The sequence below is a fragment of the Silicimonas lutimaris genome (genome assembly GCF_047314965.1).
Taxonomy (GTDB): domain Bacteria; phylum Pseudomonadota; class Alphaproteobacteria; order Rhodobacterales; family Rhodobacteraceae; genus JAVJUV01.
Genome location: NZ_JBLBVK010000052.1, coordinates 1 through 23,782, shown reverse-complemented (window position 1 = coordinate 23,782; position 23,782 = coordinate 1). Strand labels below are relative to the sequence as shown.

The window sequence follows — 23,782 nt, the reverse complement described above, 5'->3', positions numbered from 1 at the left end:
CTATCGTTTGCGCGCCACGATGAAGCGCGAGGGCGTCGAGGGCGGGAAAAGCCCGGTCTCGACGATCTCGAACCCGGCGGCGACCATCATGTGGTCGAGTTCGCTGACCTTGAGGAAGCGGACGAAGGGTGCCTTGCCGACAAGCTGCATCGCCTTGACGAGCGGGCGATAGTACCATTTCGCGCCGATGCAGGGGGTTTTCGAGATGAAGATCCCGCCCTCGGGCAGAAGGTCGTGGACCATGGCGATCGCTGCCTCGGCATCGGGCACGAGATGGAGGAGGTTGAAGGCGAGTACGGTGCCGGGTGTCCGGTCGGCATGTTCGGAGGGGGAGACACCGGCCTTGCGGAAGGACACGTTCGGCGCCGACTGGTTCCATGCCTTTTCAAGCGCGATGTCGATCATGGCGCCGGAGATGTCGGTGCCCTCGTATTCCTTCACAAAAGGGGCCAGAAGAAGGGCGGTCGATCCGGTGCCGCATCCAAGCTCCAGCACGGCGTCGCTATCGGATAGGTAGGTTTTGACACGGGCCAGCGTGGCCTCGTAGGCGTCCATGTTCGAAATGGGTTGGCGGGCGTATCGGGGGGCGATGCGATCCCAGAATGCTGCGTCTGTCATGATGCGTCTCCTTGGCATGGACGGCTTATCTCACATGCGGAGATGTAGAAGAATTGCGGAAATTCGTGGTTCTGCTATACGAAAATGCATGAATTGGGCTGCGGTGAATTTCGATTGGAACCAGGTGCGGGCTTTCCTTGCGACAGTGGAGGAAGGCTCCCTTTCCGCTGCGGCGAGGGCTTTGGGGCTGACGCAGCCGACACTGGGGCGGCAGGTGTCGGCGCTGGAGGAAGAACTGGGCGTGACCCTCTTCGAGCGCTCTGGGCGGACGCTGATCCTGACGCCGACGGGCGAAGCGCTTGCCGAGCATGTGCGCGCGATGGGCGAGGCGGCGACACGTCTGTCTCTGGTGGCCTCGGGTCAATCGCAATCGGTCGAGGGCCGGGTGAAGGTCACGGCCAGCGAGGGCTATGCCGCCTATGTGCTGCCTGAGGCGGTGGAACGTTTGCGGGAAACCCATCCGGGGATCGTCCTGGAGATCGTGTCGACGAATTCGCTCTCGGACCTGCGGCGGCGGGAGGCGGATATCGCGGTGAGAAATGCCGATCCGACCGACCCCGAGATGATCGCGCGCCGGATGCCGGACCAGAAGGGCGGTCTCTATGCCACGCCGGGATTGATCGAAAAATATGGCCCGTTCCGGGAGGTGCGCGACCTTGCGAACGCGCCGTTTATCGGGTTCGGGTCGGACGGGGTCTATATCGACGCGCTGCAGAAGCGGCAGGTACCCGTGACGGCGGCCAATCTGGTCGCGGGATCGGAGAGCCATCTCGTTCATTGGGAACTGGCGCGGCGGGGTATCGGCATCGGGGTCGTCGGGAACATGGTGGGGGAGAAGGACGATCTTGTCGTGCCGGTGCTGCACGACAAGCTGAGCTTCGAGTTCCCGGTCTGGCTGGTCGCTCCGAGCGAATTGAGGACGAGCCGCCGGGTGCGGATCGTGTTCGACGTGCTGGCTGAAGTGCTGGGTCAGGCGAAATCCGCGGCCAAAGTTTCCAAATCCGCTTGACGCCCCGGAGCCGTAACCCTAGAAGGCGCGTCACGACCTGATGCGCGGTTGTAGCTCAGTTGGTTAGAGTACCGGCCTGTCACGCCGGGGGTCGCGGGTTCGAGCCCCGTCAACCGCGCCACTTTCCCCATCCTGCAAACCAGAGCGCCTTCGGCGCATTCCTTCTGGCACTGCGTGCCGATTAGGGCGCTGCCCCAAACCCCGCCGTATTTGATCCAGGAAGAAATGCATGTTTCGAGATTGACGGGGCGGGCGGGCTTGCTTAAGTGACAATCCATCGCGCGGTTGTAGCTCAGTCGGTTAGAGTACCGGCCTGTCACGCCGGGGGTCGCGGGTTCGAGCCCCGTCAACCGCGCCATTTCCTCTCTTGAACATTCCGCCGTCTCTGGTCCCTATCGGGGCGGGAGGGTTTGTCATGGCGGAGTTCGAGAGCGACGGGATAACCATATCCTACGAGGTCACGGGAGAAGGGCCGCCCGTGCTCTTGCTGCACGGGTTTCCCCAGAACCGGGCCATGTGGGGCGAGGTTGCGCCGGCGCTGGCCGACCGCTTCACGGTGGTGACGGCCGATCTGCGCGGTTATGGCGCCTCGTCCAAGCCCGAGGCCTTGCCGGACCTGTCCAATTATTCATTCCGGGAAATGGCGGCCGACCAGCGACGTCTGATGGCTGCGCTTGGGTTTTCGTCCTTTCAACTGGTCGGTCATGACCGCGGCGCGCGCGTGGCGCACCGCCTGACGCTCGATGCGCCGGAGGCGGTGGAGCGGCTGGTCCTGATGGATATCGTGCCGACTCATTACCTGTTGTCGAACTGGTCCCTGCCGATCGCGCGGGCCTATCCGCACTGGACCTACCTGGGTCTGCCGGCGCCGATTCCGGAACGCATGATCGGGGCGGATCCGGATTTTTTCTACGAGGCGACACTCCTGGGGCTGGGGAGCGCCACGCTCGACGACTTCAGGGCGCTCGAGGCTTATCGCGCGGCCTGGCGCAACCCGGCGATGATCGCCGCGTCGACCAATGACTACCGGGCGGCGCTGGACGTGGATTTCGCGCATGACGCCGCCGACCTGGAGCAGAGGGTGCACTGTCCGACCCTTGTGCTTTGGGGGCGGGACGGGGTGATGGGGCGGCTTTACGACGTGCCGGCGATCTGGGCCGAACGGCTCGACGCGATGGACGCGCGTGAGATGCCCGGGGGACATTTCTTTGTCGACCAGTATCCGCACGAGACATGCGAGGTCTTGCGCGGGTTCCTCTCGCGAGGCTAGGTCCTGGATATGAGCTGGCTCGACAAGATTTCCTGGACGCTCCTGCTTCTGGCCTGTGCCACGCTGGGGCTGGCCCCATTCATGCCGGAACCGCATGTCTGGGAAAAGCTGAAGATGCTGTTCGATGGCGAGTTGGTGCGCGCCATCGACTGGTTCGATCTTGGCATGCACGGCGCGCCCTTCGTGCTTTTTGTGCTGAAGGCGTTCCGCGAGTCGGCGAAGGTGCAGAGGCGCTGACCGGGCCGGGCACGCGGCCCGCCGTCATTCGAATTTCACAGACACTCCCGTCTCGGCGGATTTCTGGGCCGCCATGGCCATCTTCACAGCGCGGGCTCCGTCCGAAATGGTCACCTCCGGCGATCCGTTTCCACGGACCACCTCGGCGAATAGGCGGTGCTGGTAGAAGGTGGAGCCGTTATGGTCTCCGACAGCCAGCAACGTCGGATCGACCGGGATTTCGATTTCCCGGGGGCCCACGGGATCGCGAGGCGAGACGATGATCCTGGGCACCGGCGATGCCTTTTCCGGGTCTTTCCAGAACCGCGTCGGGCCCGGAACCTTGACCTCGATCTTTCCCTTAGGTCCGACGGCCGTGATTTCTTCCTGGAACTCGGAGCCTTCGGCGTACATGCACAACTCCAGCATGGCGCGGCTGCCATTCGCGAAATCGACGATCACGAATGCACCGTCCCAGATATCCGAGGCTTCGCCGTCGTAGGTCTCGTCGCGGTGGTTCACGTCCTGGCCGCCCGAGGCCATGACCCGAACCGGTTCCGACCCCATGATCAGTCGCATCAGGTCGAAGAAATGGCAGCATTTCTCCACCAGAGTTCCACCGGAATACCTGTTGAACCGGTTCCAGTTGCCAACTTTGGACAGGAAGGGGTACCGGTGCTCGCGAATTGTGAGCATGGTGATCCCGCCGGTTGCTTCGTGGGCCTTTTCGAGGAATGCACTGATCGGCGGCATGTAGCGGTATTCCATCGCCACCCAGACCGGAGCGGGATACGTCTGCTCAAGCTCTGCAATCCGTCCGGCGTCTGCCGGGTTGGTGAAGAGAGGCTTTTCGATCAGCAAGGGGAGGGGTCGGAGCCGGGCAATCGTCTCGAATTGTTCGACATGGAGGAAGTTCGGCGATGCCACCAAAAGGCAGTCCAGATCGGGCTGTGCGAGAAGCTCCTCAACCGTTTCGCACATCCGTGCTTCGGGGACGATTTCATGTGACAGGGCGCGCATCTGCGCGTCCGGTTCGAAAATCGCCGTAACGCGGGCATCGCCCAGCAACGCGATGTTTCGCAGATGCTCCTGACCCATCATGCCACAGCCAATAACACCGTAGTTTACCGTGCTTTTCATTCTGATCCCTATTTGAAGCGGGCAACGTAGCGGACGCGGTCCGGGTTGAACCATGTCCGGGAATATTCGACGACCTCGCCGTCGGCGGTGAGGCTTCGCCGTTCGACGAAGCCGACCGTATCGCCGGGCTTGAGGCCAATTTCGGGAACGCTCCAGTCCGGCAGAGTGCCGATGCCGACCGAGTCTTCGACGCGGCTGATCAGGAGGCCCAGAGATTTCTGGTAGTAATAGTAGAGCGAGTCCGACAGGTCGTCGGTGCTGATCTTGCTGGCCCATTTACCGTCGAGCCAGATCTCCTCCATCGCGGAAGGGAGGCCCGAGATCAGCCGAACCCGCCGTATGCGGTGACCCTCGCTGGACTGTCCGAAGGCGGGAAGGTCTTCGGGCTTTTTCCGCCTCTCGGCGCTGAGGACCTTTGCGGTCGGCAACCCTCCGCCATCGAGCAACTCGAGCCTGAAGAACGCGTAGACGCCGGCCACGTCGGGATTGTGACGGACGTAGTTCCCCGATCCCTGCACCCGTTCCAGGAGACCCTTCGCGACAAGTTCATCGAGTGCTTTCCTGAGGGTGCCGACTGCAATGCCGAGGTCGGAAGCCATGTCGCGTTCGGGAGGAAGTTTCTCGCCGTCGAGCAACCGTCCGGACGATATTTCGCGGATCAGCATTTCGGCTGTCTGCATGAATATCGGAAGGTCCGCTCCGTCGGTGTTCATTCGGGCACCCGAAAAATGATACACTATTGATTTACACTACATCGAGTGTTACGCAAGTCTCAATTCGTCGCCGCAGTGAAGATTCGCATGACCCTTGATACAGTCACGTCAGCGGATTGGTGTCCCGCAGAGCGTGGCCATCTCGTGGGTGTGTTTTCTCTTGGATTTTGCTCTTCGACGACGATGTCCGGGCTCCTGGTGAGCAAGCGCGTGCGGTTTCTTTCGAAAATGAAAATTTGGAGGCAGGCTTAGAAGAAATCTGACGTATGATCGGCTGAACAAGGGTCCAAAAAAAAATAAAACGGACCACCAGGGAGGAGAAGCGCAATGGTATTGTTGCAAGGGCTGTTGAGGCCGTTCCAGTTGTGGAACGACACGATCCTGCAGATCGGTCGGTGGGTTTCCATCGTCGCGATCGCGCTGATGGTTCTGGCGATTCTCGTGCAGGTATTCTTCCGCTATGTTCTGAACAACGCTCTCCCCTGGCCGGATGAGGCGGCCCGGTTCATGATGCTCTGGATGACGGGGCTGATGGCGCCGATGGCCTATCGCCGGGGCGGGTTCGTCGCCATCGATATGGCGGTCGAGGCCATGCCGAAGAACATCGGTGCCATCGTCTCGCTTGTTCTTCTGATCATCTCCGGCGGCGTGCTTGCGATGGCCGTGAGTATTGGCTGGAACGAGGTCACGGGCTTCTCAGGCAAGTTCGCCACCTCGTCGCTTTTCGTCCCGGGGGGCGGTTCCGGCTTCTGCGACGCGCTCGGGGCCAAGCAGGTCGGTCAGTCCATCTGGTGCCGCGTACCGCGCTCTTGGATGATGCTGTCCTTCTTCATTGGCGTCCTGTTCCTGCTGATCGTCAATATCGAGCTCATTCTTCGCACCCTCATCACCATGCAGGGCGGCGAGGTGAAGGCGCTTCACGCGCCTGAAGAAGAAATCATGGCGGAGTAATCGAACATGCTGATCTGGTTTCTTCCCGTCTTCCTCGTCTTCCTGTTCCTTGGTCTGCCCGTCTTCTTTGGCCTGCTCGCCGCGCCGGGAATTCTTCTCTATCTCTCGGATCTGAATGCCGGGGCGGCCGATCCGACAAAACAGCTCACGCTACTTTACCGCAACGTTTACAACGGGATGGACAGCTTTCCTCTGATGGCGATCCCGTTCTTCATGCTTGCGGGCGAGATGATGAACAAGGGCGGCATCACGGAGCGCCTTGTCGAATTCAGCCAGGCGCTCATGGGGCATCTCAGGGGTGGCCTCGCACATGTGAACATCCTGTCGTCCATGCTTTTCGCCGGTCTCTCAGGGTCGGCCGTGGCCGATACTTCGGCGCTTGGTTCGATGCTGATCCCGGCGATGGAAAAGCAGGGCTATACCCGCCGTTTCGCTGCTGCGGTGACTGCGGCGTCATCGGTGATCGGGCCGATCATCCCGCCTTCAGGGATCATGATCATCTACGCCTATGTCATGGGTGAGTCGGTCGCAGCGCTCTTCCTTGCAGGCATTGTACCTGGTGTGATGGTCGGCATCGGACTGATGCTTGTCGTCAAGCTCATGGCCAATCGCTATGATCTGCCCAAGGCCGAGCGGATCGTGAGGAAGAACATTGTTCTGAGCCCCCGGGAATACTGGGTGAGTTTTGTCCTGCTGAGGCTGAACCTTGGTTGGCTGATCTTCGCACTGTTCCGTGCTTCCACCGGTTTCGCATCAGGTGATGAAGCCTCCGGCGTGATGGTGTGGGCAACTTTTGCCGTAAGCGTCGCGGCTGCACATTTCCTGTTGATGGGCCTGCGCCCGCGGGTCGATTATGACTTTCGCATGGTCACCAAGCGTGCCGTCGTCCCGTTGCAAACGCCGATCCTGATCCTCGGGGGGATTTTGCTTGGCGTCTTCACTCCGACAGAGGCGGCGGCGGTTGCCGTCTTCTATGCGGTGATCGTGGCGTTCTTCGTGCTGAAGACCATGAAGGTCTCTGATCTGCCCAATGTCCTCAGCCGTTCGGCGATGACATCTGCCGTCGTACTTCTGCTTGTTGGTGCTGCGATGGCGTTCAAGACGGTGGTCTCGCTTTCCTATGCGCCGCAGATCCTCGCGGATTACATTCTGGGCCTCAGCGAGAACCCTTACATCCTGCTGTTCCTCATCAACGTGCTGCTGTTCATCGTCGGCATGTTCCTTGATGCAGGGCCGGCGATCATCATTCTCGGGCCGATCCTTGGTCCGATCTTCGTCGAGATGGGCATTCATCCTGTCCATTTCGCCATTATCATGTCGGTGAACCTGACCGTCGGTCTTGCGACACCGCCTATGGGTCTTGTCCTTTTCGTTGCGTCCTCGGTGTCGGGCGAACGGGTCGAAACCATCGCCAAGGCAATTCTGCCGTTTCTTGCCGTGGAGATCCTGGTGATCTTCCTGATCACTTATATCCCGGCCATTTCGATGACGATCCCAAGACTAACGGGCTTCGTCCAATGACCATCAGCAACCGAATAGGGAGAGATACATGCTGAAAGGACTAACCAAGTCGCTCATGGTGGCGACGATGCTGGCAGGGTCGGCTTTTGCCGCCCAGGCGCAGGAGATCACGATCCGCGCAACCGCCAACTCCAACGAGAACGACGAGGACTATGACGGCCTTGTTGTCTTCAAGAACTATGTCGAGCAAGCGTCCAACGGCGCGATCGCGGTCGAGATGTTCATCGGAACCCAGCTTTGCTCGAATGGTGCGGAGTGTCTTCAGGGCGTGGCCGACGGCAACATCGACATCTACATCTCCACCTCGGGTGGCGCATCGGGGATCTTCCCCTTCGTGCAGGTGCTTGACCTTCCGTACCTGATGGCGAGCGACCGCGTTGCCGAAGGCGTGATGGCGAACGACACTCCCTTCATGCAGGCCATGAAGGAAATGACGCTCGAGAACTCCGGCGGAGCCATCCGGCTGATGACCGTCGGCAACACCGGCGGCTGGCGCAACTTTGCCAACACCAAGGGCCGCGTTGCTGCACCAGGTGATCTGGCTGGTCTGAAGATCCGCACCGTGGTCGCCGACCTGCCGCAGGAACTGGTCAAGGCGCTTGGCGCCGCGCCGACGCCGATTCCGTGGCCGGAACTGTTCACCTCGCTGCAGACCGGTGTGGTCGAAGGCTCCAAGAACGGCATCACCGACATCATGGGCATGAAGTTCCCCGAAGCGGGTCTTCAGTACCTGACGCTGGACGGTCACGCCTACATGGGCGCGCTCTGGTTCATGAACAACGAGAAGTTCTCGTCCATGTCCGACGATATGAAGGCGGTCGTGATCGATGGTTTCTATGCGCTGCAGCAGGCCACCTTCGCCTCGCCGAAGCGCAAGTCGATCCAGGCCTACCAGGACTTCCAGGCCGGCGGCGGTGACCTTTACGTGCCGACCCCGGACGAGAAGGCCGCCTTCAAGGATGCCGCTGCGCCGGTCTATGACTGGTTCAAGGTGAACGTAGATGGCGGCGAGCGGATCTTCGATGCGCTGAACGCTTCGGTCGCGGAGGTCGAGGCCGAGATCGCCGCGCAGCGCGCCGCGGACATGAACTGATCGGTTTCTCTGATGAAAACGGGGGCGCCTTTCGGGGCGCCCCTTCTTCACGGTTCGGCTGATTTACGCGCGTGGGTCGCTTAGCGGAACGGGTACATCCAGGGTTTGTAGTCGTCGATCAGGACCTGTGCTCTGGAGATTTCTTCCGCCGTCATGCGTTTCTGAATTTCTTCAAGAGAATCAACTGCGTCCGGATCTCCACCGATCGATGAGAGTCCGTACCAGAGGTAGGCTCGCACCAGATCGGGCGCTGGCATGCCGAGACCGAGTTCATAATACCAACCGAGACCAGACTGAGCACCCGGATGGCCTTTCATGGATGATCTCAGATACCACTCGAAAGCCCTTTCAGGGTCCCGCTCGACGCCGAGACCCAATGCATACATGACCCCGATCAGTTCTTCGGCATCGGCGTTGCCGGACCGAGCTGCGGGCAGGAGCGCCTCGCGCGCCTCGACGAATTTCCCGGCCTCCATCAGGTCGCGGGCTTCTTCGATCTCCGCCACAGCCGGACTTGCGAGCGTCAGCAGGATCGACAAAATAAAACCGTGACTCGCTTTTTTCATATCATCGCTCTCTGCCTTGGCCTTCCTGCTGCCGCGGCCGATCTGCCGCGCCCGCTGGAGGACAGCGATTTCATCGCGTTCGACCCGGACAAGGCCCGGATCGGTCAGCTTCTTTTCTACGACAAGATACTGTCGGGAAACAGGAATATCTCTTGCGGCACGTGTCACCACCACGATTTCGGCGGCTCGGATGGCCTTAGCCTGGGGATTGGTGAAGGCGGCGAGGGGCTTGGGCCAAAACGCATAACCGAGGGGCCGGATGACCGGATCCGGAAGCGCATTCCGCGCAATGCATCGGCGCTCTGGAACCTTGGCGCGCGCGACATCCGAGTGCTGTTTCATGACGGGCGGCTTGAGACCTCGGATCTGTACGGGAACGGCTTCAACTCGCCTGCGGAAGAGTGGCTTCCCGAAGGCCTGGAGACCATCCTCGCCGCTCAGGCCGTTTTCCCTTTGACCGCACGGTTCGAGATGGCCGGCGATCCGGAGGAGAACGAAGTCACCGGCGCCGTGAACGACCGGATCGACAAGGGGTGGCCGATTCTGGCGAAGCGCGTTCGGATCATCCCGGAATATGGGGAGATGTTCGTCTCTGCCTTCGACCACATCGAACGGTCAGACCAGGTGACCATTGTCGAGATCGCCAATGCGCTGGCTGCCTTCATCGGGACTGAATGGCGAAACCACGACAGTCCATTTGATCGTTATCTCGAAGGCCAGTCGGATGCGCTTTCGCCGGAGGCGCTGGCAGGGATGGAACTGTTTTACGGCAATGCGAATTGCGCGTCCTGCCACTCTGGTCCGCTTCTCTCCGACCAGAAATTTCACGCGCTTGCCCTTCCGGCGTTTGGGCCGGGGAAAACCCGTCGGTTCGATCCGCAGCCCCGCGATGTCGGGCGGATGGGCGAAAGCGATCGGTTGGAGGATGCCTACCGGTTCCGCACGCCGATGCTGCGCAATGTCGAACTGACAGCTCCCTATGGCCACAACGGGGCATATCCGACGTTGGAAGGCATCGTGCGCCATCATCTGAACCCGCTCGGAGAGCTTGACGCTTGGACCACCGATAATGCGCGTTTGCCGAAGGCGACCTGGCTGGCGCAGACCGATTTCATCGTCCGCGCGGATGTTCGTGAAAGCGAACGGCACCGGCGGGCGCTTGATATCGTACCGGTCTCTCTCTCCGACGGCGAGATTGGGGAGATTGTCGCCTTTCTGAAGAGCCTGACCGGAGTCTCAGCGCTGACGAGGCCTATGGGGCGGCCAGAGCGAGTACCATCGGGTTTGCCGGTGGACTGATCCACCTTTTTCGCTGTGCGGTGGTGGAGATGTTTGCCTGCGTGCTCTTTTTCGTTTTTGATGAAAAGTGAAAAGGGAGCAGGGGAAATGAACGCCGCCAAGCGCCGAGAGGCGATCATGGAAATTCTTTCAAGAAAGGGGCGTGCAAGCGTCGAGTCGATTGCGTCGGACCTTGAGATGACGCCGCAGACCATTCGCCGCGACCTGACGGATCTGGCGCGGATGAACAAGGTGGTTCGCTTTCACGGCGGCGCATCGCTTTTGGCGGGCACCGAATACACGCCGCTTGAAGCCCGGCAGGCCATTGCGCAGGATCAGAAAGAGCGGATCGGTGCCGCTTGCGCGAATATGATCCCCGACGACGTTCTCGTGATGATCAACTCCGGAACAACGACCGGCGCCGTCGCGCGATCGCTTGCCGGGCATTCGGGGCTTCGAGTGGTGACGGATTCCGTGAAAATAAGTGATGATATCAAAGGGTTTCCGGGATTGGAGGTGATGATCACGGGAGGGCGGGTGCGTCCGTCCGACGGGGCGATTATCGGGGATGCGGCCATCGAGTTCCTTGCTCAGTTCCGTCCCGATTTCGCAATTCTGGGAACGGCGGCCATTGCGCGGGATGGCGCGCTTCTGGACTATGACATGGCGCAGGTCGCCGTGGCGCGGGCCATGATGGCTCATGCGCGCAACGTCGTCCTGTGCGCGGATAGCAGCAAGTTCCAGAAGATGGCTCCGGTGGTGATCGGCAATCTCGAGGACATCGACGTGCTGGTTACCGATACGCGGTGTTCTGAAGTTCTGCGCCAGATGTGCCAGGCTGCGAGGGTGCGGGTGGTCGAGGCCTGAGGGCTTCGTTCGCTTGAAATTCGTTTGTAAGAAATATCGAAAAACGATCCCCCTGCTCTGATGCGGGCCCTTGGAAAAACATCGCGTCTGACGTTCAATGCCGCGACGTGGGACAGTGCGAAGGCCGCAGGATGCGTTCCGAATTCAATCACGACAAAGCGGTGGAGTGGACATGAGCCAGGTCCTTGTTGTCGGCGTGGCCGTCATGGACTTTGTGTTTTACGTGGACGCCTTTCCGTCGGGGGGTATGAAGCATCGCGCCCTTGATGCCGCTGTTGTCGGCGGAGGGTGCGCTGCCAATGCGGCAGTGGCACTGGCCAGGCTGGGTGGCACGGCGTTACTTTCGACGCGCCTTGGCGGGGACAGGATCGGGCAGATGATCCGGGAAGACCTGGAGAAAGAAGGCGTCGATCTTGCGCTTTCGGACATGTCAGGGATGAAGTCTTCCTATTCTTCGATCCTCATCGACCGCGCCGGCGAGCGGCAGATCATGAATTATCGCGGAGACCGGCTGATCCAGACGCCCAGGCATCTTGCCGATGCTCCTGAGGTGGATGCGGTTCTTGCCGATACGCGCTGGTCGGAAGGTGCGCTTGCGGCAATGGAACTGGCGCGCGCACGGGGTGTGCCCGGCATTCTGGATGTCGAGGCGCCGGCAGAGATCGATGCTTTCGGTCCGGCAAGCCATCTTGCCTTTTCGGAGCAGGGTCTTGCGCATTTCTATCCAGACCTGGCCCCGGAGGTGGCAATCGAGCGCGTGGTACAGGATCACGGGGGCTGGGTTTGCGTGACGATGGGAGCCGAGGGCGTGGCGTGGTGCAGCGCAGGCGACGCGGGGTTCGTGCCGGCATATTCCGTGGACGTGGTCGATACTCTTGGCGCCGGCGATGTCTGGCATGGTGCCTTTGCCCTGAGACTGGCCGAGGGCGCGGATGAGATAGCGGCAATCCGGTTTGCGAATGCGGTCGCGGCGCTGAAATGCACGCGGCAGGGGGGACGGGCCGGAAGCCCGATCCGAGAAGAAGTCGAGACTTTCATGAAGGAGGCTGTCACATGCAACTGACGCCCGGCAAATTGTGGGGGCTGCGGCGGATGGCCGATGCCCGGGGCATTTTCAAGATGACGGCCGTCGATCAGAGGCCGCCGATCAAGGGTCCGATCGCGAAGTATCTGGGGGTCGAGCAGGCTCCCTGGGATCAGGTGGCAGAGTTCAAGCGGCTGTTGGTCGAGACCTTGCAGGGGCACTCGACCGCGATACTTCTGGATCCGCACTATGCGGTTCCGCACGCGATCGACGTGCTTTCGCCCGCGAAGGGTCTGATCGTGACGCTGGAGGATTCGCTTTTCACGGAAGCGCCGGGGGGGCGCCTGTCTTCGGATATCGACGACTGGTCGGTGGCGAAGATCAAGCGGATGGGCGCTGACGCAGTGAAGGTTCTTGCCTGGTATCGCCCGGATGCGGAGGCGGATGTGAACCGGGCACAGCAGGACTATGTGAAGCGTATCGGGGAGGCGTGCGCCCGCTACGACATTCCGTTCCTGTTCGAGTTGCTGGTCTATCCGCTGGCGAAAGATGCCCATCAGACCAAGGACTACGTCGAAATGAAGGGCAAGAAGGCCGACGACGTGCTGGGCTCGGTCGAGGAGTTCGCCAAGCCTGACTACGGTGTCGACGTCTTCAAGCTGGAAAGCCCGGTGAACGCATCGGATGCGGACGGCTCTGCCGAGGTTCAGGCGGTGTTCGACGAGATGGGGCGTCTGGCGGGACGACCATGGGTCATGTTGTCCGCCGGAGCAGGAAAGCCGGAGTTTCGACGGGTGTTGGAACACGCATTCAAGGCGGGTGCGTCGGGCTTTCTTGCAGGACGGGCGATCTGGCTCGATGCGTTCCAGGCCTATCCCGATTGGGGCCGAATTCGTGCGGGACTGGAAGGTGAAGCCGTGGACTACATGAACGATATCTGTACTCTGGCTGACGAAAGTGCTGCGGACTGGGCGTCGCACCCCTGTTTCGGCGCGGACGGCGCCTCTTTCCAACCGAAGGATGCAGGATTCCGGCACGCCTACTCCGATTTCGGAGAGTGATATGAAGATCGGCATTCTGCCTCTTGGTCGGGCAACGTTCGATGTTGCCTTTGCCGAGGAGAACCTCGCCGCCATGCTGGCGGCGCTGGACGCCACGGGCCACGACATCGTTGGGTCGCGGTCCCTGCTTTTCGACGAGACGGCGACGCGCGAGGGTGTTGAGGCCGTCAAGGCGGCGGGAGCCGAACATGTCCTGATCCTCCAGGTGACTTTCACCGATGCCTCGATGGCCGTGGCGATCGGGAAGGAATTCTCGCAGCCACTATCGATCTGGGCGATCCCCGAACCGCGGATTGGCGGGCGGTTGCGGCTGAATTCGTTCTGTGGACTCAACCTTGCCTCCCATGCGCTGGGATTGAACGGACGGGATTTTGGTTGGCTCTATGCCGCCCCGTCGACAGGTGTTGCGGGCGATCTTGCCGATCTTCTTGCGGGAAAGCGTCCGGCGGGGCGCCTGGAGCCGCAAGCCGTGCCTGGGCCTACGCCAGAGGGATTGGCCATTGCCGAGAGCCTGCGCGGCAAGCGTATCGCCCGTATCGGCGAACATCCGGCCGGGTTCGATACCTGCGCGTATGACGCCGGGGCATTGAAGGCGCTGTCGGGTGTCGAGGTCGACGAACTTGAACTTGAGGGCCTTTTTTCCGCCGCACGCGCCGCTCCCGCGGAAACTGCGCGCGCCCTGCGGGCCGAGGTTGCCCAGCAGATCACCGCGCTGGATGACGTCGACCAGGACGAATTGGACCGCTCCCTGCGTCTCAAGGCGGGGCTGGACGATCTCCGGGCATCGCGGGGCTATGATGCCTTTGCCATTCGATGCTGGCCCGAGACATTCACCGAATACGGTGGCGCGGTGTGCGGCCCGGCCGCGATGATGGGCGAGGGGCGGGTGCCCTGTGCCTGCGAGGCGGATGTCTATGGCGCGCTGACGCAGCTTATCCTGATGCAGGCGGCGCAGGCGCCGGTGTTTCTGACCGACCTTGTGGATATGGATGCGGAAGACAATACCGGCGTGGTCTGGCACTGCGGGCAGGCGCCGCTGTCGATGCGCGATCCGGAGGGGCCGGCTGAGGCGACAATCCACACAAATCGCAAGCAGCCTCTCTTGTACCAGTTCACGCTGAAACCCGGGCCGGTCACCTTCCTGCGGATCAGCCAGGCCCATGGCCGGCCGCACATGGTTCTGGGCTTCGGCGAGATGCTGCGCCGCTCCATGGCCTTTACGGGTACGTCGGGCGTCGTACGTTTTGACCGGGATGCCGGTGCAGTGCTGAATGACATCATCGCCAGCGGGCTGGAGCATCATATGGCGTTGGCGTACGGCGATCACCGGGACGCCCTTCGCGGCGTGGCCGGTGCCATGGGCCTGCCTCTTTTGGAGTTGTGAACAATGCGGAAAACGACCAGTCGCATGCCGGGGGGTGAATGAGCCAGTTTGGGCAAATGCCGGATGGCACCACCGTAGAGCGTGTGATCCTTCGTGGCGGCGGGCTGACGGCCAACGTCCTGAGTTATGGGGCCGTCATTCAGGATCTGCGCATCGACGGCCATGACGCGCCGTTGGTTCTGGGGTTCGATACATTTGCGCCGTATCTCACGCACTCGCCCTATTTCGGGGCGACCGCAGGACGCTGTGCCAACCGCATTCGTGATGGTCACCTGGAGTTGGACGGGCGGAGCTATCAGCTTGACCGCAATTTCCTGGGCAAACACTTGCTTCATGGTGGAGCGGCCGGGATGGGCAAGCGGATTTGGCGGTTCGACAAGGTCGGTGACGATTGCGTGACGCTGACGATCACGCAGGCTGCCGGCGATATGGGTTTTCCCGGTGAACTGACCACGTGTGTCACGTTCTCGCTGTTGCCGGACGGGATACTGGACATTCGGATCGAAGCCGAAACCGATGCTCCTACCCTCTGCAATATCGCGCATCACAGCTATTTCAATCTCGGCGGAGATACGGTTTCGGACCATCTCCTGACTGTCGATGCAGAGAGCTATTTGCCGGTTAATGCAGAGCTTATCCCGACCGGTGAGGTCCGCTCCGTGGCCGGCACGGGGTTCGACTTCCGAAACCCAGCTCCCGTCAGACGGGCGCATCCGGTGGATCACAATTTCTGCCTGTCCCGCGAGCGCGGGCCGTTGCGCCCGGTTGCCCGGCTGGCAAGCCCGGCGAGTGGGGTCGCGATGGAGTTGCGTACGACCGAACCGGGGCTTCAGGTCTATGACGGGGCCAAGATCAACGTCGACCTTCCGGGGCTTTCCGGTCAGACCTTGAGGGCGCATGCGGGCATTGCCCTGGAACCTCAGGTGTGGCCCGACGCCAACCACCATGACGACTTCCCCCAGGCTGTCCTGCGACCTGGAGAGGTCTATCAACAACACACCCAGTACATCTTCTCGAAGGAAACCAAATGAGCGACTTTGGCGGCTTGATGCTTGAGACGAACCTGATCGGCGGCGACTGGGTCGGCGCTGACAGTGGCAAGGCCATCCCTGTCAACAATCCGGCGACGGGTGAGATCATCGGGCATGTGCCGGACTGTGGTGCGGCCGAAACGGACCGGGCGATCGCCGCGGCGTCCGCGGCGTTCAAGAACTGGTCGCGGACCGATCTGAACTACAGGGTCGGGTTGTTGCACAAGCTGCATGACGCGCTTCTCCAGAACCAAGAGGCGCTGGCCCAGCTTCTGACCGCCGAGCAGGGGAAGCCCCTGTTCGAAGCACGTGGCGAGATCGCCATCGGCGCGGCCTATGTGCGATGGTTCGCCGAAGAAATCCGCCGTGCCAAAGGCGAGATCGTTCCGTCGCCGACAGCGGACCGCCGCCTGTTGGTGACGCGCCATCCGGTCGGAGTCGTCGGAGCGATCACGCCTTGGAACTTCCCCTCGTCGATGCTGGCGCGGAAACTGGCCCCGGCCCTGGCCGCGGGTTGCACCGTGGTGGCCAAACCCGCGACCGCCACGCCCTATTCGGGACTGGTCTGGGGCAAGCTGTGCCAGGATGTCGGGTTCCCCGATGGAGTGGTGAACATCCTGACCGGTTCTGCGCGCGCCATAGGCGGGGCCATCATGGCCAGCCCGGATGTGCGCAAGGTGACCTTCACCGGCTCCACTGAGGTCGGCAAGGCGCTGATCCGGCAGTCCGCCGATACCGTCAAAAAGGTCTCGATGGAACTAGGGGGCAACGCTCCCTTCATCGTCTTCGATGATGCCGATCTCGACGCGGCCGTCGCGGGGGCGATGGTCGCCAAGTATCGCAACATGGGCCAGACCTGTGTCTGTACCAACCGTTTCTATGTCCAGTCGGGTATTCACGACGCCTTCGTGAAGCGATTGGCGGAAGCGACCGAGGCACTGGTCGTCGGCAACGGCGCGCAGGATGGCGTTCAGCAGGGGCCGATGATCGACATGAACGCCGTCGAGAAGGTGGAGGCGATGATCGCGGATGCGATCGGGAAAGGGGCCAGCGTGGTCACCGGGGGGCAGCGGCACGGCAACGGCGGGACCTACTTCCAGCCGACGGTGCTGACCGGTGCGACGTCGGAGATGAGTTTCGCGACGGACGAGATTTTCGGGCCGCTGTCCGCAGTCTTCAAGTTCGAGACCGAAGAGGAGGCGATCGCGGCGGCAAACGCCACGGAGTACGGGCTTGCCTCCTATGCCTATACCAATGATCTAGCGCGGGTCTTCCGTCTGAACGAAGGGCTGCACTACGGCATGATCGGGATCAACGCGGGTCTGATCACCACGGTCGAGGCGCCGTTCGGAGGTGTGAAGGAAAGCGGGATCGGGAAGGAAGGCGGCAGCCAGGGGCTCGATGACTATCTTGAGACCAAGTACATGGCCGTCGCTGGTCTTGGCTGATCGGCCGTTGGGGGCGGGCAGGGGTATGGCGGATTTTTCTCCACCTGAGGCAGCGGTTCTGGACCGGCTGAAGGCTATCGTGGGAGACGGTGGCTGGCGCGAAGCAGGCGATGCGGAGCGCTACTTCGAGGATCCTCGCGGCCGCTTCAAGGGGCAGGCGCGCCTTGTCCTGCTGCCCGGATCGACCGAGGAGGTGTCCCGGATCGTGAGGCTTTGCTACGAAAGCCGCACCGGTCTCATCCCCTATGGTGGAGGCACCGGCGTGGTCGCCGGGCAGCTGTCACCGGAGGACGGGAACGCGATCATTCTTTCAGTCGAACGGCTGAACAGGATCCGCGAGGTGAATGCCCAGGACTTCGCGATGGTCGTGGAGGCCGGCTGCATCCTTGAGAACATACATGCGGCGGCGTCCGAGCATGGGCTGATGTTTCCGCTGAGCATGGCCTCCAAGGGCAGTTGCACGATTGGGGGCAACCTTGCCACGAATGCCGGCGGCATTCAGGTCGTACGCTACGGGAATGCCAGGGATTTGTGCCTGGGAATAGAAGCCGTCCTGCCTTCAGGCGATGTGCTGAGTGAGCTGAACCCGCTTCGAAAGAACAACACCGGATACGACCTGCGCCATCTTCTGATCGGAAGCGAAGGCACGCTGGGGATCATCACCGCCGCGACGATCGTTCTGAAGCCGATGGACCCCGAAACGGTGACCGCTTTTTGCGCGCTGTCATCGCCGGCGCAGGCCCTGCGCGTGTTCGAGGCCCTGCGAAAGAGCCTTGGCGAAAGCCTCTCCGGCCTTGAGCTTATGTCGGATTTCGGGCTTGGGCTGGTGAACGCACATTTTCCGGACTTGAAGAACCCCCTGGCTGAGCCGGACGACTGGTACCTGCTTGCGGAAGCCTCTGGCCTGGAGGGGATGCGGGAGCGTGTCGAGACTGCCTTGGCGGATTGCATGGAAGCCGGGCTGATCGGCGATGCGGTCGTCGCGGCGTCGGAGGCGCAGCGGGCGAAACTTTGGGACCTGCGCGAGAACACGCCAGAGGCCAACCGGCTGTCCGGTGCGATCTGCAACAGCGATACGGCGGTGCCAATCAGCCGGATCGGCGATTTCGTGGCCGCAACACATGCGGCGGTGAAGACCGTTCATCCGGGTCTTCGAACGAACAGCTACGGGCATATCGGCGACGGGAACATTCACCATAATGTCTTTCCGCCCGAAGGGGTGGCGAAGCCCGACTTTATCGCGGCGAACCCGGGGATCATCGATGCCGTGCGCCACGCGATCGATGACGTCACCGTTCAGTGCAACGGCTCGATCAGCGCCGAGCACGGGATCGGACGTCTGAAAACGGGCGACCTCGCTTTTTATGCCAGCAAGGCGAAGTTGCAGGCCATCCGGCAGATCAAGGCGGCGCTGGACCCTCACAACATCATGAATCCAGGCGCAATCGTCGCGGAATGAGACCGCCAACGCGCGAATGAGTTTTCCGGGGCCAATGTCAGATCGAACTGCGCTTACGTTCCATCTAGAAACCGAGGTTCAAGCTTGACGTCCAGAACCCCTTGAAATATCCCACCTGCTGTCGAGCGGGCGTTGTGTAATGGTAAGACCCTTGCCTTCCAAGCAAGAGATACGGGTTCGATTCCCGTCGCCCGCTCCAAAAGAACCACTCCTAAAAAAAAGACAGCCGGAACTGTCGTTCCCTGCTTGGCGGGTTGCATCGGTGGCTGCGTGGCAACCGTGCTCTTCGGTTTTCAACGCGTCCGGGTTTGAAGGGGCCGGATCACAGAAAATATGAGACCAGTGGAGGTGCTCTGGGTGGTAGCTTTGCTCCAAGGAACATCTTTGCAGGTATGAATGATGGGTGGAGTAAGCAGACAAGTTCGGTCGGAGGCAGGCTCTGTGCCGATACCGCCGCCGGAGCGGTTGGACGCCTACGGACCGTCCGCCCTGATGCGCTACTTCATCACCGCTGGTGGATGGAGCTATGAAGCTTTTGCTGATGAGGTGTCGGTGCGCCACATGACCAAGGTTATGAACACCGATACCGTGGTCGGTTGGGCAAACCACGATGTCCTGCCGAAACCCTATCGCGCCGCACTTCTTCGCCTGATCGATGACCTGGTTGAACCGGAGTTTGTTGCGGACTGGCGGAGAGCCTTTCACATCGTCTGGTCGGAGCACTATGCGCGTCCGCGGAAGCGCGCGGCCAATATAAAAGTGGCCTTTTCCGGCCCTGCGAAAAGGCCTTCGTAGTCGCTCTTCGAGATGCGCCGGATCAAGCCCGCCTGTCGGGCTGTTTGGCCCGGCGCCTTCTCGTCTCATGCGACATTCCGCTTTGTACGAGAATGCGAATGTTTAGTTCGCCTCGACATATCCGAAGCCGATCCAGGAGCTGCCAATAAATTGCAATTGACCGTTCCGGCCGTTTGGCCCTGCAAAAGATCCTTCGAACGACATGAGATCGGAGACACCCTCCAGACTGCCTGAGGCGAACCCAGTAATGGCCGGCGAGAGCAGGCTGTTGTTCCCTGTCGATGAGCCCGACATCGAGAAACTGCCAGCGACGGGCGTTTCCGTGACCTGGCCGAACGGAATCTTTGTGAAATTGTCGATGGTACCGCTGACTGATCCTCCGGAGAATGCGACCTGCATGGAGATGTCGCCGAAATAGGCATCAGGGTTAAGTGTTCCCTGGCCAATGGCGGCGACGCCCGAATAGCTGGCTGAGCTCGGCAGGCTGGACGGCGATGTGTAGCCGCCCGAGGACGCAAGATAGAAGTCGGTGAGGAGTTGGCTGTATTCCTGGAACTTACCGGTTCCGCCCGGGCCTCCTGAGACCGGCAAGCCACTGCCGCCTCCGCCGCAGGCGGACAACACCGTCAGCGCGATGACTGTGGTTGGAAATGCGCGTTTCATTTCTGCTTTCCTTGTTTTTGTGCGTATTGATGCGAAATGAACGGCCGGGTCCTCCGGCCGTTCTCTGTCACGATTTTGCGGGGAAAGTCATTTATCTGGCCGCGCCCCAGTAGCTGTTGAAACCGATCGTCCCGATCCCTTGAGCCGTGGCCGTTCCGCTACCGGTTCCGATCATGGCAGCAGCGTCCCCGCCAACGAAGTCACCGGCAATTGTTCCGCTGTACGTGACCGGAATGCCTTGTTCGGTCATGCTTCCCGAGTACGTCCCGCTGAAGGAAGAGCCCGAGACGGTGCCGGTTGCGCCAAGCGATCCGGATATGTCGTACCCAGGCGTTGTCGACTGGAAGTTGTACGCTTGGCCGGTCATCGTGGAGTTTGCGAAATCCACCTGTGCCGTGACCTGATAAACGGAAGTGGCGGTGGCGATGATTTCGGACGGCGTGCTTCCGCTTGGGCTCGCGGCCCCGACTCCCTGGTAGGTTACAATGCCGCTTGCTGGCATCGTGGCTGTCGGAGCCTCGGAGGCGAATTGATCGATAAGCGCGTATCCCGTGTCGATGATTTGCTGTTCGGACAAGATTGGCGCATTCGCGATCGGGACGGTTCCTCCTCCGGAACCTCCGCCGCAGCCAGACAGTAGTATCGCAAGAAGTGATATTCCACCCAAGTATCTCATCTTTAAACCTTTCTTTCCTTTCAGGTTGAATTGAAAACTGTGCCTCTTTTCGCAACGGATGCCGGGACGGCACCGTATGTCGGTTCAGACGAGGGCGAAGAAATCCGCGTCCGTCACAATGCGAGAGATGATGTCCTCGTCAGTCAGGTTCGCGCTGAACACCGCGACCGGTTCGTCGTTGACCAGAAGCTGGATGCCGGAGGTAAGCGCACGGGTCTGAACGACGGCGTCGGTGCCTTCCTGCAGGAACGGTGACAGATCGATCCAATCCAGCCCCGGATCGAAGTTTGTGACGCTGTCTGTGCCGCTGCTCGGACCAAAGACGAATATGTCGCTGCCAACCAAGGAGCCGGTCAAGATATCGTTCCCGGCGAGCCCGGCTATGATCGAACCTCCCATGTCGGAAAGATCGATCAGATCCGGTGCGCTCCCGCCGAGAACGGCAAAGGGAAACCGTCCAATGGTATCTGTGCCGAGCAGGTTCCCGATCTGAAGCGGCTCGTTAACGGCCGAGTAGGCACCACCATACTCGGCGAGTTCGACGTAAAGGCTGTTCGCTTCGAAGAAGGGAGAGTTCTCGATGACCGAACTCAGTCCCATCTCTTCCGCGAGCTTAAGGGCCCCAAGATAAACACCCATGTCGTGCGCCTTGGTGGCGCTTGTGAGTTCCAGGAACTGACCGATACCGTTGTCGACATCGAAGAAGATCCGCTTTTCCTGCCCGGGTGCGTCGAGGAAGGCCTCCGGATAGGAGAGTGCATCTCCATCGGTCATGAAATTGACCGTTCGAGGGTCGTCGCCATCGAAAAGATCGAGGTTCGTGCCGGGAGACGCGAAAGAGATTGCCTGGAACGACACCTGATTGCCGTCGAAGCTGCCGTCCTGGAACTCTTTCATGAAGTAATTGACCATCGCGCCGCCAAGGCTGTGGCCGGTGACATAGACCTTGTCGATCCAGGGCTGTTCCTGGAGCGCTGTCCGAATGCCTTCTGTCAGCTCCTGAAACAGGTTCCAATGCAGTTCGCGTGGAATCCAGTGCTGCTGATCTGGTCCGAGGTCGTTGTCGGACAGAAAGTCGAGGCCATTTCCGAGCAACGTCAGAATCTGAGCCTTGGGGAGATCGAAACGGTACGCCGACGATGCCAATTGAAGGCTGTCGGCAAGAACGCCGGCTCCAACTTCGAGCAGGTTCGGAGCGCCGTCTTCAACGGAGAACGGCGAGTTCGTCCCGCGAAACGCGATGAACAGCGAACTGTCGTCCTTCATCAGAAGGGCGGCTGCATTTTCATTCAGATAGAGTCCGTCGTCCCCGCCGGAATCGTTTACTGGCAGCAGGTCGGAGCCGACCAGTTCGAGACCCATGTCCAAGAGTTCCTGAAGTGCTTCGGCCGAGCCTGGGCTGATCAGGTTGTCACGCGAGCTTTCCATCGATTGGCCATTGCCTTCGTCGTCGAGGAGATAGGCGGCCTTTGCCAGACGCGCGGCGACGGCCGGCGTGAATGCGATTTCGTTCGATTCCGGTTCCGGCGGCGGGGGCGGCGGGGGCGTACTTCCCTGTCCGTCCCGCAGGGCGGTGGCACCGGAAACGGTGCCGATCTCAGGCAGGCTGGCCAATCCGGGACCAAGCGTGAAATTCCCGGGGCTCAGGTCATAGACCGTGTTGCCGACAAACCCGAGAAGAGTTCCCTCGACAATTCCACCAGCGCTGACAGGCGCACCGACAAGACCATAGACATTGTTGCCGGAGATGAACTGGCTGGAGACCTGAATATCACGCTGACCCGACAAGGAAGGCTGCGCGAAGACCATAGTGTAATTTGTTGTTGTGACTGCATATTCGTTGTCGGATGTGTACCAGATATCGCCCGATGACGTGGCAACCTGGCCCAACACCGGGCCCGAAGTGTTCGCAACTTCGCCCGTGTCGAGATCAACCGTGACGACGATGCTATTGTTGTAGCTGGAGATGCGCCCCACGCCGTCGGGAGAGATGTCGAACCCGTTTGCGCCGGTCAGTGTGTTCACGGCGAAGTAGAGATCGGTATCGCTGCGAAGCGCCCCGATATAGTGCGCTGTGCCGCTATCGAGGAGGATTTCATAGAGACCGGTAAAGCTGATTCCGTAGAGCCTCCCGTCGGGCGCTACTGCGATGTCCGTCAGTCCTACACCGGTGTCGGCAATCAGGCTGAACGTGTTGGCCTGCAGGTCCCAGGCGAAGATCTCGCCGCTCAGATTGGACAGGAAGATCCTGTCGTCACCACGTTGAATTGTCATTTCATAACCCCACTGTCTTTTTGAGCGGCCACCTATCGGGTGGCGCCGAAGATCCCGAACAGGTCCGATGTGTTGGACGCCGAAGTCTGGGTGCCTGCCAGTGCCCCGCCGATCCCGTCTGCGGTTGCGCCAGTGAATTGTCCGACCGCGATGCCCGAGATTGCGTTGCTCGATCCCTGAATGCTCAGGGTCCCGTCGATTTGTGCCGACATGGCTGCGTTTGCGATCGTTCCCTGAGAGAGGGTCAGGCTGCCGGATATGGATTCACCGGAAGCGCCTTGGAAGGCGTCGAACGTGCCATCGATTTCGCCTGTCCCGAAATTTGCCTCGAAACTGACTTCGGATACCATCGCAGGCGAGTTGAGAAGGGCATCGATCTCGTTGGCAGAGCCGAAAGCCGCGACGCCGCTATAGCTTGCCGTGCCGCTATTGGGCATGGCACCGGCGTCAGTTGGCGTGGCCAAATCCAAGGACTCCAGAAAAGCTCGATCAGCGCTAGCCAGCGGCGCACCGGTTGTTCCGCCACCACCGCCGCCGCATGCCGACAGGAGGAGGCATGCCGCCCCAAGGGTGGGAACAGTGGCTTTGTCCTTCCCCCCTAGAACTGGGCCATTACTTTGGCCGCGAGAGGGGGATTGGGCATGGCGAGGAAGCGACATTCAGACGAAGACATCTTGAAGCTGCTGCGTGAGATTGAGCTGAAGCTGACGGCTGGTGGTGATGTG

The 23,782-nt window shown here is 60.9% G+C and carries 23 protein-coding genes and 3 tRNA genes; 18 read left to right on the top strand and 8 right to left on the bottom strand.

Going from position 1 to position 23,782, the window contains the following annotated elements; genetic code table 11:
* Complete coding sequence (locus ACKLNI_RS13365) at positions 1-618, bottom strand: class I SAM-dependent methyltransferase (protein WP_413719575.1); 618 nt, start codon at positions 616-618, stop codon at positions 1-3.
* Between the two features lie 88 nt (positions 619-706).
* Between ACKLNI_RS13365 and ACKLNI_RS13360 the strand changes: the two genes are divergently transcribed.
* The 5 genes from ACKLNI_RS13360 to ACKLNI_RS13340 all read left to right on the top strand — a co-directional run bounded on the left by ACKLNI_RS13360 (position 707) and on the right by ACKLNI_RS13340 (position 3,134).
* Entirely contained in the window at positions 707-1,627 is a 921-nt protein-coding gene (locus ACKLNI_RS13360; protein ID WP_413719574.1) for a LysR family transcriptional regulator, read from the top strand.
* A 44-nt stretch (positions 1,628-1,671) separates the two neighbouring features.
* Positions 1,672-1,748: transfer RNA gene (locus tag ACKLNI_RS13355), tRNA-Asp, on the top strand.
* A 160-nt stretch (positions 1,749-1,908) separates the two neighbouring features.
* Positions 1,909-1,985 (top strand) — tRNA-Asp (locus ACKLNI_RS13350).
* Positions 1,986-2,042: 57 nt separating this feature from the next.
* A complete protein-coding gene (locus ACKLNI_RS13345) occupies positions 2,043-2,897 on the top strand; it encodes an alpha/beta fold hydrolase (protein ID WP_413719573.1) in 855 nt (284 codons plus the stop codon).
* 9 nt (positions 2,898-2,906) lie between these two features.
* Positions 2,907-3,134 carry an RND transporter gene (locus tag ACKLNI_RS13340; protein WP_413719572.1) on the top strand — a complete coding sequence of 76 codons (228 nt, stop codon included), beginning with the start codon at positions 2,907-2,909 and terminating at the stop codon, positions 3,132-3,134.
* A 24-nt stretch (positions 3,135-3,158) separates the two neighbouring features.
* On the opposite strand, the gene ACKLNI_RS13335 is transcribed toward ACKLNI_RS13340, so the two are convergent.
* On the bottom strand, positions 3,159-4,253 hold the full coding sequence (locus tag ACKLNI_RS13335) for a Gfo/Idh/MocA family protein (RefSeq protein WP_413719571.1): 1,095 nt from the start codon (positions 4,251-4,253) through the stop codon (positions 3,159-3,161).
* Between the two features lie 8 nt (positions 4,254-4,261).
* A complete protein-coding gene (locus ACKLNI_RS13330; protein WP_413719570.1) occupies positions 4,262-4,966 on the bottom strand; it encodes a GntR family transcriptional regulator in 705 nt (234 codons plus the stop codon).
* Between the two features lie 327 nt (positions 4,967-5,293).
* On the opposite strand from ACKLNI_RS13330, the gene ACKLNI_RS13325 reads away from it, so the two are divergent.
* From ACKLNI_RS13325 to ACKLNI_RS13315, 3 genes are read left to right on the top strand one after another with little or no spacing between them, the layout of a single operon-like run.
* A complete protein-coding gene (locus ACKLNI_RS13325) occupies positions 5,294-5,917 on the top strand; it encodes a TRAP transporter small permease (RefSeq protein WP_413719569.1) in 624 nt (207 codons plus the stop codon).
* Positions 5,918-5,923: 6 nt separating this feature from the next.
* Positions 5,924-7,438: a TRAP transporter large permease gene (locus ACKLNI_RS13320; protein WP_413719568.1), complete on the top strand. Its 1,515-nt coding sequence runs from the start codon at positions 5,924-5,926 to the stop codon at positions 7,436-7,438.
* Between the two features lie 28 nt (positions 7,439-7,466).
* Positions 7,467-8,531, top strand: a complete 1,065-nt coding sequence (locus ACKLNI_RS13315) for a TRAP transporter substrate-binding protein (RefSeq protein WP_413719567.1) — start codon at positions 7,467-7,469, stop codon at positions 8,529-8,531.
* Between the two features lie 80 nt (positions 8,532-8,611).
* Here the strand turns inward: ACKLNI_RS13315 and ACKLNI_RS13310 are convergent, their stop codons facing one another.
* On the bottom strand, positions 8,612-9,097 hold the full coding sequence (locus tag ACKLNI_RS13310; RefSeq protein WP_413719566.1) for a tetratricopeptide repeat protein: 486 nt from the start codon (positions 9,095-9,097) through the stop codon (positions 8,612-8,614).
* On the opposite strand from ACKLNI_RS13310, the gene ACKLNI_RS13305 reads away from it, so the two are divergent.
* From ACKLNI_RS13305 to ACKLNI_RS13260, 10 genes are all read left to right on the top strand, one after another.
* Positions 9,080-10,396, top strand: a complete 1,317-nt coding sequence (locus tag ACKLNI_RS13305) for a cytochrome-c peroxidase (protein ID WP_413719565.1) — start codon at positions 9,080-9,082, stop codon at positions 10,394-10,396. The genes ACKLNI_RS13310 and ACKLNI_RS13305 overlap by 18 nt on opposite strands.
* A gap of 87 nt (positions 10,397-10,483) precedes the next feature.
* Positions 10,484-11,242, top strand: a complete 759-nt coding sequence (locus ACKLNI_RS13300; RefSeq protein ID WP_413719564.1) for a DeoR/GlpR family DNA-binding transcription regulator — start codon at positions 10,484-10,486, stop codon at positions 11,240-11,242.
* A 172-nt stretch (positions 11,243-11,414) separates the two neighbouring features.
* Positions 11,415-12,305 (top strand): PfkB family carbohydrate kinase, encoded by an 891-nt coding sequence (locus tag ACKLNI_RS13295; protein ID WP_413719563.1) that lies wholly within the window; start codon positions 11,415-11,417, stop codon positions 12,303-12,305.
* Positions 12,296-13,327 carry a tagatose 1,6-diphosphate aldolase gene (locus ACKLNI_RS13290; RefSeq protein ID WP_413719562.1) on the top strand — a complete coding sequence of 344 codons (1,032 nt, stop codon included), beginning with the start codon at positions 12,296-12,298 and terminating at the stop codon, positions 13,325-13,327. The genes ACKLNI_RS13295 and ACKLNI_RS13290 overlap by 10 nt, the downstream gene beginning before the upstream one ends.
* A 1-nt stretch (position 13,328) precedes the next feature.
* Complete coding sequence (locus tag ACKLNI_RS13285) at positions 13,329-14,711, top strand: L-fucose/L-arabinose isomerase family protein (protein ID WP_413719561.1); 1,383 nt, start codon at positions 13,329-13,331, stop codon at positions 14,709-14,711.
* A gap of 38 nt (positions 14,712-14,749) precedes the next feature.
* On the top strand, positions 14,750-15,742 hold the full coding sequence (locus ACKLNI_RS13280; protein WP_413719560.1) for an aldose epimerase family protein: 993 nt from the start codon (positions 14,750-14,752) through the stop codon (positions 15,740-15,742).
* Positions 15,739-17,190 (top strand): NAD-dependent succinate-semialdehyde dehydrogenase, encoded by a 1,452-nt coding sequence (locus tag ACKLNI_RS13275; RefSeq protein ID WP_413719559.1) that lies wholly within the window; start codon positions 15,739-15,741, stop codon positions 17,188-17,190. Before ACKLNI_RS13280 ends, ACKLNI_RS13275 begins: the two co-directional genes overlap by 4 nt.
* 25 nt (positions 17,191-17,215) lie before the next feature.
* Positions 17,216-18,649: an FAD-binding oxidoreductase gene (locus ACKLNI_RS13270; protein WP_413719558.1), complete on the top strand. Its 1,434-nt coding sequence runs from the start codon at positions 17,216-17,218 to the stop codon at positions 18,647-18,649.
* 125 nt (positions 18,650-18,774) lie between these two features.
* Positions 18,775-18,848 (top strand) — tRNA-Gly (locus ACKLNI_RS13265).
* Between the two features lie 242 nt (positions 18,849-19,090).
* Positions 19,091-19,444 (top strand): hypothetical protein, encoded by a 354-nt coding sequence (locus ACKLNI_RS13260; protein ID WP_413719557.1) that lies wholly within the window; start codon positions 19,091-19,093, stop codon positions 19,442-19,444.
* A gap of 102 nt (positions 19,445-19,546) precedes the next feature.
* On the opposite strand, the gene ACKLNI_RS13255 is transcribed toward ACKLNI_RS13260, so the two are convergent.
* The 4 genes from ACKLNI_RS13255 to ACKLNI_RS13240 form a co-directional block, all read right to left on the bottom strand.
* The gene (locus ACKLNI_RS13255) at positions 19,547-20,107 is read right to left on the bottom strand and encodes a hypothetical protein (protein ID WP_413719556.1); all 561 of its coding nucleotides are present in this window, start codon (positions 20,105-20,107) and stop codon (positions 19,547-19,549) included.
* Between the two features lie 91 nt (positions 20,108-20,198).
* Positions 20,199-20,684 (bottom strand): transferrin-binding protein-like solute binding protein, encoded by a 486-nt coding sequence (locus ACKLNI_RS13250; protein WP_413719555.1) that lies wholly within the window; start codon positions 20,682-20,684, stop codon positions 20,199-20,201.
* A gap of 183 nt (positions 20,685-20,867) precedes the next feature.
* Positions 20,868-23,057, bottom strand: a complete 2,190-nt coding sequence (locus ACKLNI_RS13245) for a hypothetical protein (RefSeq protein WP_413719554.1) — start codon at positions 23,055-23,057, stop codon at positions 20,868-20,870.
* Positions 23,058-23,089: 32 nt separating this feature from the next.
* Positions 23,090-23,521, bottom strand: coding sequence for a transferrin-binding protein-like solute binding protein (locus ACKLNI_RS13240; RefSeq protein WP_413719553.1), 432 nt, complete (start codon positions 23,519-23,521; stop codon positions 23,090-23,092).
* Positions 23,522-23,782 lie beyond the last annotated feature (261 nt).

Bases quoted from the DNA above. Each gene is read 5' to 3' on its own strand.
- ACKLNI_RS13365 (WP_413719575.1), bottom strand. From the start codon at position 618: ATGACAGACGCAGCATTCTGGGATCGCATCGCCCCCCGATACGCCCGC.
- ACKLNI_RS13360 (WP_413719574.1), top strand. From the start codon at position 707: ATGAATTGGGCTGCGGTGAATTTCGATTGGAACCAGGTGCGGGCTTTC.
- ACKLNI_RS13345 (WP_413719573.1), top strand. From the start codon at position 2,043: ATGGCGGAGTTCGAGAGCGACGGGATAACCATATCCTACGAGGTCACG.
- ACKLNI_RS13340 (WP_413719572.1), top strand. From the start codon at position 2,907: ATGAGCTGGCTCGACAAGATTTCCTGGACGCTCCTGCTTCTGGCCTGT.
- ACKLNI_RS13335 (WP_413719571.1), bottom strand. From the start codon at position 4,253: ATGAAAAGCACGGTAAACTACGGTGTTATTGGCTGTGGCATGATGGGT.
- ACKLNI_RS13330 (WP_413719570.1), bottom strand. From the start codon at position 4,966: ATGAACACCGACGGAGCGGACCTTCCGATATTCATGCAGACAGCCGAA.
- ACKLNI_RS13325 (WP_413719569.1), top strand. From the start codon at position 5,294: ATGGTATTGTTGCAAGGGCTGTTGAGGCCGTTCCAGTTGTGGAACGAC.
- ACKLNI_RS13320 (WP_413719568.1), top strand. From the start codon at position 5,924: ATGCTGATCTGGTTTCTTCCCGTCTTCCTCGTCTTCCTGTTCCTTGGT.
- ACKLNI_RS13315 (WP_413719567.1), top strand. From the start codon at position 7,467: ATGCTGAAAGGACTAACCAAGTCGCTCATGGTGGCGACGATGCTGGCA.
- ACKLNI_RS13310 (WP_413719566.1), bottom strand. From the start codon at position 9,097: ATGAAAAAAGCGAGTCACGGTTTTATTTTGTCGATCCTGCTGACGCTC.
- ACKLNI_RS13300 (WP_413719564.1), top strand. From the start codon at position 10,484: ATGAACGCCGCCAAGCGCCGAGAGGCGATCATGGAAATTCTTTCAAGA.
- ACKLNI_RS13295 (WP_413719563.1), top strand. From the start codon at position 11,415: ATGAGCCAGGTCCTTGTTGTCGGCGTGGCCGTCATGGACTTTGTGTTT.
- ACKLNI_RS13290 (WP_413719562.1), top strand. From the start codon at position 12,296: ATGCAACTGACGCCCGGCAAATTGTGGGGGCTGCGGCGGATGGCCGAT.
- ACKLNI_RS13285 (WP_413719561.1), top strand. From the start codon at position 13,329: ATGAAGATCGGCATTCTGCCTCTTGGTCGGGCAACGTTCGATGTTGCC.
- ACKLNI_RS13280 (WP_413719560.1), top strand. From the start codon at position 14,750: ATGAGCCAGTTTGGGCAAATGCCGGATGGCACCACCGTAGAGCGTGTG.
- ACKLNI_RS13275 (WP_413719559.1), top strand. From the start codon at position 15,739: ATGAGCGACTTTGGCGGCTTGATGCTTGAGACGAACCTGATCGGCGGC.
- ACKLNI_RS13270 (WP_413719558.1), top strand. From the start codon at position 17,216: ATGGCGGATTTTTCTCCACCTGAGGCAGCGGTTCTGGACCGGCTGAAG.
- ACKLNI_RS13255 (WP_413719556.1), bottom strand. From the start codon at position 20,107: ATGAAACGCGCATTTCCAACCACAGTCATCGCGCTGACGGTGTTGTCC.
- ACKLNI_RS13245 (WP_413719554.1), bottom strand. From the start codon at position 23,057: ATGACAATTCAACGTGGTGACGACAGGATCTTCCTGTCCAATCTGAGC.